Annotated in this window: 13 protein-coding genes; 5 read left to right on the top strand and 8 right to left on the bottom strand. The window is 65.4% G+C overall.

The annotated features are described in order from the left end of the window. Nucleotides 1-3: 3 nt before the first annotated feature. Together K8P63_RS12745 and K8P63_RS12740 are read right to left on the bottom strand one after the other, a co-directional pair. On the bottom strand, nucleotides 4-270 hold the full coding sequence (locus tag K8P63_RS12745; RefSeq protein ID WP_263282728.1) for a TrbC/VirB2 family protein: 267 nt from the start codon (nucleotides 268-270) through the stop codon (nucleotides 4-6). A gap of 79 nt (nucleotides 271-349) precedes the next feature. Then, nucleotides 350-961: a lytic transglycosylase domain-containing protein gene (locus K8P63_RS12740; protein ID WP_223796402.1), complete on the bottom strand. Its 612-nt coding sequence runs from the start codon at nucleotides 959-961 to the stop codon at nucleotides 350-352. 235 nt (nucleotides 962-1,196) lie between these two features. Between K8P63_RS12740 and K8P63_RS12735 the strand changes: the two genes are divergently transcribed. Next, nucleotides 1,197-1,958, top strand: a complete 762-nt coding sequence (locus K8P63_RS12735) for a PEPxxWA-CTERM sorting domain-containing protein (protein WP_223796401.1) — start codon at nucleotides 1,197-1,199, stop codon at nucleotides 1,956-1,958. A gap of 12 nt (nucleotides 1,959-1,970) precedes the next feature. Here K8P63_RS12735 and K8P63_RS12730 read toward each other — a convergent pair whose 3' ends face one another. Next, a complete protein-coding gene (locus K8P63_RS12730) occupies nucleotides 1,971-2,969 on the bottom strand; it encodes an NAD-dependent epimerase/dehydratase family protein (protein WP_223796400.1) in 999 nt (332 codons plus the stop codon). Between the two features lie 268 nt (nucleotides 2,970-3,237). Between K8P63_RS12730 and K8P63_RS12725 the strand changes: the two genes are divergently transcribed. Then, complete coding sequence (locus K8P63_RS12725; protein ID WP_223796399.1) at nucleotides 3,238-4,569, top strand: UDP-glucose dehydrogenase family protein; 1,332 nt, start codon at nucleotides 3,238-3,240, stop codon at nucleotides 4,567-4,569. Nucleotides 4,570-5,452: 883 nt separating this feature from the next. Here K8P63_RS12725 and K8P63_RS12720 read toward each other — a convergent pair. From K8P63_RS12720 to K8P63_RS12700, 5 genes are all read right to left on the bottom strand, one after another. Beyond that, a complete protein-coding gene (locus K8P63_RS12720; protein ID WP_223796398.1) occupies nucleotides 5,453-5,704 on the bottom strand; it encodes a hypothetical protein in 252 nt (83 codons plus the stop codon). Nucleotides 5,705-6,022: 318 nt separating this feature from the next. Continuing rightward, nucleotides 6,023-6,718, bottom strand: a complete 696-nt coding sequence (locus K8P63_RS12715) for a sugar transferase (RefSeq protein ID WP_223796397.1) — start codon at nucleotides 6,716-6,718, stop codon at nucleotides 6,023-6,025. Nucleotides 6,719-7,185: 467 nt separating this feature from the next. Further along, complete coding sequence (locus tag K8P63_RS12710; RefSeq protein WP_223796396.1) at nucleotides 7,186-7,683, bottom strand: vgr related protein; 498 nt, start codon at nucleotides 7,681-7,683, stop codon at nucleotides 7,186-7,188. Then, entirely contained in the window at nucleotides 7,656-8,210 is a 555-nt protein-coding gene (locus K8P63_RS12705; protein ID WP_223796395.1) for a DedA family protein, read from the bottom strand. Before K8P63_RS12705 ends, K8P63_RS12710 begins: the two co-directional genes overlap by 28 nt. A gap of 91 nt (nucleotides 8,211-8,301) precedes the next feature. Further along, nucleotides 8,302-8,481: a hypothetical protein gene (locus tag K8P63_RS12700; protein WP_223796394.1), complete on the bottom strand. Its 180-nt coding sequence runs from the start codon at nucleotides 8,479-8,481 to the stop codon at nucleotides 8,302-8,304. 140 nt (nucleotides 8,482-8,621) lie between these two features. On the opposite strand from K8P63_RS12700, the gene K8P63_RS12695 reads away from it, so the two are divergent. From K8P63_RS12695 to K8P63_RS12685, 3 genes are all read left to right on the top strand, one after another. After that, a complete protein-coding gene (locus K8P63_RS12695; protein WP_223796393.1) occupies nucleotides 8,622-9,152 on the top strand; it encodes an ankyrin repeat domain-containing protein in 531 nt (176 codons plus the stop codon). An 83-nt stretch (nucleotides 9,153-9,235) separates the two neighbouring features. Continuing rightward, nucleotides 9,236-10,381, top strand: a complete 1,146-nt coding sequence (locus tag K8P63_RS12690) for a PepSY-associated TM helix domain-containing protein (protein ID WP_223796392.1) — start codon at nucleotides 9,236-9,238, stop codon at nucleotides 10,379-10,381. Next, a complete protein-coding gene (locus tag K8P63_RS12685; protein WP_223796391.1) occupies nucleotides 10,378-10,584 on the top strand; it encodes a hypothetical protein in 207 nt (68 codons plus the stop codon). The genes K8P63_RS12690 and K8P63_RS12685 overlap by 4 nt, the downstream gene beginning before the upstream one ends. Nucleotides 10,585-10,648: the final 64 nt, after the last annotated feature.

Here is a 10,648-nt window from a genome sequence, read left to right as displayed (position 1 = left end):
GGTTCAGACGCCGGCGGCGGAGCGGATGCCGGCGACGATGCTGGTCGCGCCGAACAGCACGAACAGGCCGAGCACGACGGTCGCGCCATGGCGCCAGTTGATCCGGCCGGTCAGCATCGAAAAGCCGATCGCGCCGACCGCGATCACCGCGATCGCGGTGGCGACGTTGCCGAACATCGTGCCGCGCAGCCAGTCGACCGCGCCGATGATCGGGCCCGAACCGGCAGGATCGAGCGCGACCGACTGGGCCAGCGCGGGCGAGGCAGCCATGACACCGAGGAGGAGGGGAAGGAGCCGTTTCACGCGATTTCTCCGATGAAGGGTCTGGTGGGTCGTTGGATCTTGGGGATCAGTCGCCGGGCGCCATCGCGGCGAGCCGCTGCATGATGTCGGCGACGTAGCTCTGCGTTTCCGGATAGGGGGGCACGCCGCCGTAGCGGTGAACCGAATTGGCGCCGGCATTGTAGGCGGCGAGCGTCAGCTGGACGTTGCCGCCGAACTCGCGCAGCAGTCGCGCCAGCAGCGCCGCGCCGCCGCGGATGTTCTGCACCACGTCGAACGGGTTGACGCCCAACGTCCGCGCTGTGCCCGGCATCAGCTGCATCACGCCGACCGCGCCCTTCGACGAGACCGCCTCTTGGCGGAAGCGCGATTCGTGCCACGCAACCGCATGGAGCAGGCGCGGATCGAGCCCGAACTCGCTCGCCGTGGTCCGGAATACGCCTTCGAGCGCGCCAGCGGAAACCGCCGGTGCCGTCGAAATGATCCGGATCGGAGCGGGATCGACGATCGGCTTGACGTCGTCGACGGTGGTCACCGCCGCACCGTCGTGGACGACATAATGGCCGTCATCCTCGATCTGCAGCACCTGCGCGGCAGCCGGCGCGGCGCACAGCGACAGCGCGCTTGCCAACACGATCGCGATCGTGCGCAAATCATGGAGGTTCTTGGTGAAAATCATGTTCACTCTTCTCGCCGAAGAGCCTCAAGATTCAGTTAACGGGGCGGTAGAACCGGTATCCGCGCGTCAAGATTTCGCCGCGCGGGAAGCACCGTTCGACGGCGCGGTGCTCGCCGCAACCCCTTGGCGATAGGCCCGAAATGGCTTAGCAAGTGGTTAACGAACAGGAAAGTTCGGTAACGAGGAGGGTGCTGTGGCGGATCGTTCGATCGGTTTATGCGCGGTTGCGACCGCAGTGATCAGTGCTTGTGCCAGCCCGGCATCGGCGGCGACCTACACCTATGTCATCACCGGCGCGGTCGACGCCGACAACAGTTTCGATCTGCAGAACCTGTTCGGCCCCGATCTGACCGGCGCCAGCTTCACCGCCACCTTCGTTCTCGACGATTCGTTGCCGACTGCGAGCTATCAGTACGACGTGAGCGGATCGCGCGCCGACGGCGGCGGCGCCTTCCTCGCCGGCACCACGCCGCCGATGACGGGCGTGATCGCGATCAACGGCCACAGCTTCACCATTCCGCAGGGCGACCTGACCCAGGTGCCGGTTATCGATCCCATATCGGGCGACGGATCGGGGCCGACCGAGACCGAGCAGGACGAGGCCAACGCGATCAAGGACGGCGCCTCGAAGAACCTGCAGCTGGATGCGACCTTCAGCGACGATTACAGCTGCTGCGCGCCGGTGACATCCGAGGGCAGCAAGGTCGGCAGCGGCATCTCGCTCAGTCTCGACAGCCTCGGCTTCACCAGCCCCGATTTCCGCGAGGTCGGCACGTTCGCGCTGTCGCCGTCGAGCAACGGCTTTTTCTACGATTTCTACGATTACATCAGCCGGGAGGGTGAGAACGGCAATTCCAGCGACATCGCATTGCTACCGCAATCGCTGACCGTTTCGGTTTCCGGCGTGCCCGAGCCGGCGGCGTGGACGATGATGGTCGCAGGCTTCGCCGCGGCCGGCATCGCGGCGCGGCGCCGGCGCGGGGCCCTTCGCGCCTGAGCCGCCCGCCGGTCAGGCGAGGCCGTGATAGGTGCGATACCAGTCGACGAAATTCGGCACGCCGACCTCGACCGTCGTCGTCGGCGCATAACCGAGATCGTCGTGGATCGCGCTGATGTCGGCATAGGTGGCGGTCACGTCGCCGGGCTGGATCGGCTGATAGTCGCGGATCGCCTTGATGCCGCACGCCGCCTCCAGCACATCGATGACGTGGCCGAGCTGCTCGGAGCGTGAATTGCCGATATTGTAGAGCCGGTGCGGCGCGACGCTGCCGCCGGCCTTCGCCGCGCCGTCGTCCGGCGGCGGATTGTCGAGCGCTGCGATCACGCCCGCGACGATATCGTCGATATAGGTGAAGTCGCGCTTCATCTCGCCATGGTTGAACACCGGGATCGGCTTGCCGGCGAGGATCTTGCTAGTGAAGATCCACATCGCCATGTCCGGCCGCCCCCACGGCCCGTATACGGTGAAGAAGCGCAGGCCCGTCTGCGGCAGGCGGTAGAGGTGCGAATAGGTCTCGCTCATCAGCTCGTCCGCGCGCTTGGTCGCGGCGTAGAGCGATACCGGATGGTCGACCCGATCCTCGACCCGGAACGGCAGCGAGACGTTGCCGCCATAGACCGACGAGGACGAGGCGTAGACCAGATGGCCCACCTGCCGCTGGCGCCCCAGCTCGAGCATGTTCAGGTGCCCGACGAGGTTGCTGTGCGCATAAGCGCGCGGATTGGTGAGCGAGTAGCGCACGCCCGCCTGCGCGCCGAGGTGGATGATCGCGTCGATCGTCTCGCCCGCAACCGCCGCATCCAGCGCGGCATGATCGCCGAAGTCGGTCTCGACGAAGCGGAACCGCTCGCCGAACGGTGCCAGCGCGGCGATGCGATCCTGCTTCAGTTGGACGACGTAATAATCGTTGAGATTGTCCAGCCCGAGGACGCTGTCGCCCCGTTCGAGCAGGGTGCGCGCCACGTGATAGCCGATGAAGCCTGCCGCCCCGGTGACGAGTATGCGCATGCTTCGGCTCCGCTTGGCTGTTAACGATCGGGTCGCGGCTCGCCGACCATTCATGTTGCATCGCAACAGAAAGGTCGCCTGACTTGCCCCGCCTCGAAGCGTTTATGCAGCTTTGACGCGCAATTCAATCCGAGACCGGCTATAATGCGAGTGCTAACGGGTTGGGCGATCATGATACGCAACGGCTTGAGGCCGTAACGTTTGCCCACTATCAGGCTTCGGTGACAGCCACGCCAGCGGACGGCGCGGCCAGTGAAAGGAAGATTGCATGCGCATCACGATGATCGGTACCGGTTATGTCGGGCTCGTCAGCGGCGCCTGCTTTTCCGACTTCGGCCATACGGTGACGTGCGTCGACAAGGATGCGCGCAAGATCGAGCTGCTCGAGAACAACGTCATGCCGATCTTCGAGCCGGGGCTCGACGTGCTGGTGTCGAGCAACGTCAAGGCCGGCCGCCTGTTCTTCACGACCGATCTGGCCCCGGCGGTCAAGAATGCCGATGCGGTGTTCATCGCGGTCGGCACGCCGTCGCGGCGCGGCGACGGCCATGCCGACCTGAGCTATGTCTACGCCGCCGCGGAAGAGATCGCCAAGGCGATCGACGGCCCCACCGTGATCGTCACCAAGTCGACCGTGCCGGTCGGCACCGGAGACGAGGTCGAGCGCATCATCCGCGCGCATGCTCCCGATGCCAAGGCGCAGGTGGTCTCCAACCCCGAATTCCTGCGCGAGGGCGCCGCGATCGACGACTTCAAGCGGCCCGACCGCGTCGTCGTCGGCACCGAGGATGCGTGGGCGCGCGAGGTGATGACCGAAATCTATCGCCCGCTCTACCTCAACCACAATCCGCTGCTGTTCACCTCGCGCCGGACGAGCGAGCTGATCAAATATGCCGCCAACGCCTTCCTCGCGACCAAGATCACCTTCATCAACGAGATTGCCAGCCTGTGCGAAGCGGTCGGCGCCGACGTGAAGGACGTGTCGCGGGGTATCGGCCTCGACAATCGCATCGGCTCCAAATTCTTGCATGCGGGGCCGGGCTATGGCGGCTCGTGCTTCCCGAAAGACACGCTGGCGCTGCTCAAGACCGCCGACGACCATGACTCGCCGATCCACGTGGTCGAGGCGGTGGTGAAGGCCAATGACAGCCGCAAGCGCGCGATGGGCCGCAAGGTGCTGAAGGCGATGGGCGGCGACGCGCGCGGCCGCACCGTCGCCATCCTCGGCCTCACCTTCAAGCCCAATACCGACGACATGCGCGACGCGCCGTCGATCGCGATCATCCAGGCGCTGCAGGATGCCGGCGCGATCGTCCGCGCGCACGATCCCGAAGGCGTCGAGCAGGCCAAGCTGATGCTGAAGAACGTCGATTATGTCGATGATCCCTACGAGGCGGTGAAGGGGGCCGACGCGCTGGTGATCGTCACCGAGTGGGACGAATATCGCGCGCTCGACCTGAAGCGCATCACCTCGCTGCTCAACCAGCCGGTGCTGGTCGACCTGCGCAACATCTATCCGGACGCGGAAGTGACCCGCGCCGGGCTGACCTATTATGGCGTCGGCCGGGGCCAGGTGGCCGCGGACGCAAAGGCCGGCTGACCGGGCGCGAACCGCCGCCGCCATCGGGAGAGGCGGCGGTTCGACGCGCGCGCATCTGCGCGGAAGGTAACAAAGGTGACGCTACGTCGGGGGGTGATCGCCTTCCCCCGACGGGGCCGCTATCGCCGACGCGATGCCGCCGATCGTGAGACAAACGCCAGGGCGGAAAATCTGGCTGACCGACGCATAAGGCTGCTCCTCGATAGCGATGGAGCCTCACCAGCTGACGCACGAAATCCTACTTTGCAAGCGATATGTTCGTTATATGTTCTTTCCTTGATGCGCTGGGCCCAGCTATGGACGGTGGGGCGTCCCCTTCCGACGTCATCCCGGACTTGATCCGGGATCCAGCTTATTCTTGGATCTGGCGATGATAAGCGCATCCCGGATCAAGTCCGCGATGACAATTAAGCTGAACGTCCGCGAGTGGTGGTTAGCGGTCCGGCGCCTTTCGGACTAACGCTCAGCTAAGCGGTCGTTCAACGCTCGCCAGAAAGTGCCGACGCCTTCCCAAACGACGCCAAAATAGTAGACGGCAAGAGTGCCAAATAAGACTAAAACATGGGGAATCAGAGCAAATCCGATCCCTGGCGGACCCTCACCATCATCATGCGCGGCAAAGAACAGGAGCCTTACAAGGCACGATTCTGCCAAAAGTATTAGGGGGCCGAATAGGAGATGCGCCAACCATCGGCTGACATAATGTGGAACTTTGTTCCAAGACCACGCAGCCAGCAGAGGTGGCAGGGCAAGAGCACAAACGTAGACGCTTAGTTCAAGGATAAAGAACCCAAGCCCTGCCACGGTGCGATCTTACCGAACGGCGGCTCTCAGGCAAGCTGACCGAGTTCGTCGCGACCGTTTGCGGCGAAAGCGGCCAGTTTTACGGCTGGGGCGATGGCTCGTGCAGGTCTCCTTGATCGCCCTCGTCGGCGTGACCGACATCCTTGCGCATCTCGATGGTTTGCAGCGCCCGCGCTTTGGCCGGATCGAAGACGGCGAAGCCTGCGTCGATGCCGCTCCCGATGCCGCGCAGGCGGCCTTTCCGACGGGAGAAGGGCTTCATCCAGCTAATCAATAGCGGGAGCAGAACGAGCAAGGCCAGCCCTGTTGCCGCCGCGACGATACCATGCACAGCCAAACCCCCGTCGATGGAACGTCCGTTTCTAGGTGGATGCTGCCGACCCCGCCAAGGCCAAAATCGGGGGATGTGGCCACCTTTTCGTCATCCCGGACTTGATCCGGGATCCCGTTTCTTCCCTTATCTCGAAGGGGGAGCTGGACCCCGGATCAGGTCCGGGGTGACGGCTGAGCGGAGGGCGCTTTCGATCGCGATTGCCACGATTGAGCGGTGGCAGCTCAAACAAGAACGGCCGACCGCGCAGCACGCGATCGGCCGATACATTGGCTGGTCCGCGCGCCGGCTTGCGGCGGGCGGATCGCGGTTCGCCTCTTAGTAGGAGCCGCGCGAGAGCAGAACGCTGGGGATGGTGCGCGCCATGATCGAGATGTTGAAGCCGAGCGTCTGGTTGCGGACGTAGGCGACGTCCATCGCCACGCGGCGGCGGTAGGAGACGTCGTTGCGGCCGCTGACCTGCCACAGGCCGGTGATGCCCGGGCGGACCATGCAGTAGCGACCGAAGTAGCGGCCGTAGCGCACCTTCTCCGCCTCGACGATCGGGCGGGGGCCGACCAGGCTCATCTCGCCACGCAGCACGTTGAAGAGCTGCGGCAGCTCGTCGAGGCTGCTGCGGCGCAGAAAATTGCCGATCGAGGTGATGCGCGGATCGGTGCGGAGCTTGTGATCAAGCTCCCACTCGCGGCGTGCTTCGGCGTTGTTGGCGAGCAGATCGGCCAGACGCTTTTCAGCGTCGACGACCATGCTGCGGAACTTGAAGCAGCGGAAGGTCTTGCCATCCTTGCCCAGGCGGCGATGGCCGAACAGGATCGGCCCGCGATCCGAGCTGTAGACCAGGAAGGTCAGCGCCAGCAGCAAGGGGGCCAGAACGATGAGCAAAGCGAGGCTGACGACGACGTCGAGCGTGCGCCGGCCAAACTGATCGATCACGCTAGGCGGCGCGACCAAAAAACCATTCTCGTTCATACCGTCCGGACCCGAGGCCCGCGCATCCCACGCCATGGTAGCCATCGTTTGTCTCCTGGTGACGATTCGGTCTTAACATTGTTGCACTGCAGAATAAAGCGGAGTTTCACGAATTGTCCGTTAACCGCTGCGCATCGCCGCGCTCTGGTTGCGGCAGGCGTAATCGTTGCAGCGATCGGTTAAATCCTTGTTAACGTAAAATCCGGATTTCGGCAAAGCTGAGAAGATTACGTGCCCAGATGAACCGATCTTAATGCTGCCTTGTCGATGCGACCGACGGTTTTGGAACCAAAGTGCTCGCAATGGTGTTTAGTCGCGCGCCGGATGGCATCAGCCCACGCGCATGTCGTCTGGATGAACTTACGCAACCGATTGTTACTGGGCCGACGCGCGCGGGCTCCGGCCGGAACATGGTGCATCGCATCAGCACTCTCGCGCCATAAGTCGAGGCGATTGCGTCGAGCCGTCCGCTGGCGACGACGACCTGCAAAGTTGCGATAGAAGCGGCTCGCTCATGCGAATGTCTCGAGCAGCGGCGTGTATTCCGCCAGATTTCGCCCCTCGGCGTGCCAGCCGCGTCTCAACAGGAAGGCGTGGCGCACGATCTCTGCCTGCTGCTCGATGCCATAGGCGACGAACGACTGGCCCGGTACGATGCGATAGTCGTAGCGACAGAAAGGGTGGCGGCGCAGCGGCAGGAACAGGCCCTGCTGATGCTGCCACACATGGCAGAGTTCGTGGACGAACAGACCCTGCAGGCCGAGCGGCGCGTGGGCGAAATCGTCGTGATAAGCGGGGCTGTGCGGATGGAAATGGATATGGCCCGACGGCGCCATCACGATGTTGCGCGGCTGCAGCGGCCACCATTTGCGCCGCCGCATCTCGACCCGCGAAAGATCGATCGCATCGCAATATATTGACCGCGCGAGCGCGCACTCGCCCGCGGTGAGCGAGCGAACGTCGGGGGCGGGCGCCGCGCTCGTCACGCCGCGCCGCGCCGCCAGCGCCACGCGGCGACGCCCGCGCTGACCACGATCACCGCCGCCATCACTCCCAGCACGACGCCGCGCAGATCGTGCAGCCACGGATCGAGCATCTTGCCGAAGACGAAGCCCAGCCCCGCGATGAGCGGTGCCCAGAGCGCCGCCGCCAGGATGTTGAGCGGGATGAAGCGACGCGCCGGCACGGTCGAGACGCCGATCGCGATCGGGCTGACGGTGCGCAGCCCGTAGATGAAGCGGAACGCGAAGATGAACCCGGTCGGGCGGCGTTCCAATTCGCGCAGCGCACGGGCGAAGGCGGGTCGCTTGGTCATCGCCTGGATCCAGGGGTGATCGCGAAAGCGACGGCCGAGGAAGAACCAGATCTGATCGACGCAGCAGGAGCCGGCCGCCGCCGCGAGCGCTACCCCAGGCAGCGACAGCAGGCCTTGATGCGCGAGAACGCCGCCCGTGATGACCACCGCCTCGCCTTCGATCCCCGCGCCGGCGAAGATCGCCAGCAATCCGTAGTGGGCAATGATCGTGTCGATCGCCAAAGCAGATATTCCCCATCACACCGTCTCTCGGTGTGCGGGGCGGCAACCCATGGTGCCGGGCTAGGTTGCGTTGCGGTACGATAAAGTCTTCTCACCCGTCCCTGCTCGTGTCGCTGCCCAGCGCACGATCGGCATCGTCGATCGCGCTCAGCAGCGCGTCGAAGTCATGCGTCCCCTTGAGGCGGTAGAGCCGGCGGAAGCCCTGGCCCAGCACGGCCAGATCCTGCTCGGTGAGCAGGCCGACCGCGACGATACGATGCTCTTCGGCCATTGCCTGTTCCTCATCCTTATCGGCGTGAACGGCCGTCGGACGATCTCGTGCCATCGGCGATCGATTGGTGGGCCCGTTCTTTTCGACGGCTCCTGCGGCGGCAGCCTGCGTTCGGGCGTGCAGGAGCGAAGGAGACGATGATGGCCGATGTACCCGATCCTGCCGAACTACCCCCGCTGCCACCGATGGAGCGCATGATCGAATTGCTGTTCGATGCCGCGCGGCAGGGGCGCGACGACGTCATTCCGGCTTTGCTGCGCGCGGGCGTGGATATCGAGGCGTGCGATGCGCGCGGCTACACGCCGCTCGTGATCGCGAGCTATAACGGCCAGGAAAGCACCACCGAGCTTTTGCTGCAGGAGGGGGCGAGCCCGGACGGCGCGGTCGACGCGCAGGGCAACAGCGCGCTGATGGGGGTGGCGTTCAAGGGCCATGTTGCGATCGCACGCCGGCTGATCGCGGCGGGCGCGCAGGTCGATCGGCGCAACGGCGTCGGCCAGACCGCATTGATGACCGCGGCCCTGTTCGGACGGACCGACATCGTCGAACTGCTGCTTGCGGCGGGCGCGGACGCCAGCCTGATCGACGCGGCCGGGAACAGCGCGGCCTCGCTCGCGCGCATGCAGGGCAACGATGCGATGGCCCAATTGGTCTCGGCCGAGCGCGGCTGATGCCGGCATAGTCTGTTATTGCAAATCACTATCAGCAAAGGCAGAGGCGTCCGGGCCGATCGACGGCGAGGCAGGGCGAGCGGGTGACGCAGCGGACGATCAAGGCTTGGTATCTCGTCCACAAGTGGACCAGCCTCGCTTGCACCTTGTTCCTGCTGATGCTGTGCGTCACCGGGCTGCCGCTGATCTTTCGCGAGGAGATCGATACCTGGCTCCAGCCGCCGCCTCCGCTGGCGGCAGCGTCGGGCGTGCCGGCGCTGTCGGCCGACGCACTGCTCGCGCGGGCGTTAGCGCGGCACCCGGGCGAGACGCCGCTCTACCTGAGCTTCGACGACGAACGGCCGATCAGCTACATCACCACGGCGCCGACGATCGACGCAGCCGTGGCGAAGATGCATTTCGAGGCGTTCGACCAGCGCAGCGGTGCGACGCTGCCGACGCGGACGAGCGGGGTGATGGATTTCATCCTCCAACTCCACGTCGACATGTTCCTGGGCCTGAAGGGCGAGCTGTTCCTCGGCGCGATGGGGCTGCTGTTCGCGGCGGCGATCGTCTCGGGCGTGGTGCTCTACGCGCCGTTCATGGCCAAGCTGGCGTTCGGCACGGTGCGCCGGACGCGCACGGCCCGCCTGCGCTGGCTCGACCGGCATAACCTTCTCGGCGTCATGACCCTGGTCTGGGCGCTGGTGGTGGGGGTGACGGGCACGATCAACACGCTCGTTCTGCCGATCACCGCGATGTGGAAGGCCGATCAGCTTGCGGCGATGGCGGCGGGTGACGGCACAGGCGCGCCGGTGCGCGGCACAGCATCGGTGCAGGCGGCGCTCGACGCCGCCGCTCGGCTGGTGCCCGACGCGAAGCCGCAATTCGTCGCCTTTCCCGGCACGCCCTATAGCAGCCACCGCCATTACGGCCTGTTCCTGAAGGGGGCGACGCCGCTCACCGCGCGCCTGCTCACGCCGGTATTCGTCGATGCGCTCAGCGGCCGGGTCGCGCCGCTGCGCCCGGTGCCGTGGTATATGAAGGTGATGCTGCTCGCCCAGCCGCTGCACTTCGGCGATTATGGCGGGCTCGCGATGAAGCTGCTTTGGGCATTGCTCGACCTGCTGACGATCGTCGTGCTGGGCAGCGGGCTCTATCTGTGGCTCGGCCGGCGGGCGGCACCCGCCGCGGTGCGGGTGCGCGAGATCACCGCGGGCTCGGACGTGCCTGCGCTGGCGGACCTGTGAACGCGCCGCTGTTCCAGCGCGATCGACCGAAGGCGCGACGCCGGTCGGTCGCTGCGATCTTCGCCGTTCCCGCGCTGATCGGCACCGGCACCGCGCTCGGGCTGACCGTCGGCCTGCTCGGGCAGGGGGGCTGGGATGTGATCGCCTGCCTGTGCCTCGCGCCGCCGGTCATTCTCGCGCTCGTCCTCGCGCGCGGCCGCTGATCGGGAGCTTGGCGGAGGCCCGTCCGTTCTCTCCCCACGAGCGGCACGACAGGGCCGCCGCGGA

This window comes from Sphingomonas nostoxanthinifaciens (assembly GCF_019930585.1).
GTDB classification, from domain to species: Bacteria; Pseudomonadota; Alphaproteobacteria; order Sphingomonadales; family Sphingomonadaceae; genus Sphingomonas_I; species Sphingomonas_I nostoxanthinifaciens.
Note: the sequence above shows the minus strand (reverse complement) of the source record. Positions and strands in the feature narration are given on the sequence as shown.

Bases quoted from the DNA above. Each gene is read 5' to 3' on its own strand.
- K8P63_RS12740 (WP_223796402.1), bottom strand. From the start codon at position 961: ATGATTTTCACCAAGAACCTCCATGATTTGCGCACGATCGCGATCGTG.
- K8P63_RS12700 (WP_223796394.1), bottom strand. From the start codon at position 8,481: ATGGCCGAAGAGCATCGTATCGTCGCGGTCGGCCTGCTCACCGAGCAG.
- K8P63_RS12745 (WP_263282728.1), bottom strand. From the start codon at position 270: ATGGCTGCCTCGCCCGCGCTGGCCCAGTCGGTCGCGCTCGATCCTGCC.
- K8P63_RS12730 (WP_223796400.1), bottom strand. From the start codon at position 2,969: ATGCGCATACTCGTCACCGGGGCGGCAGGCTTCATCGGCTATCACGTG.
- K8P63_RS12695 (WP_223796393.1), top strand. From the start codon at position 8,622: ATGGCCGATGTACCCGATCCTGCCGAACTACCCCCGCTGCCACCGATG.
- K8P63_RS12725 (WP_223796399.1), top strand. From the start codon at position 3,238: ATGCGCATCACGATGATCGGTACCGGTTATGTCGGGCTCGTCAGCGGC.
- K8P63_RS12715 (WP_223796397.1), bottom strand. From the start codon at position 6,718: ATGGCTACCATGGCGTGGGATGCGCGGGCCTCGGGTCCGGACGGTATG.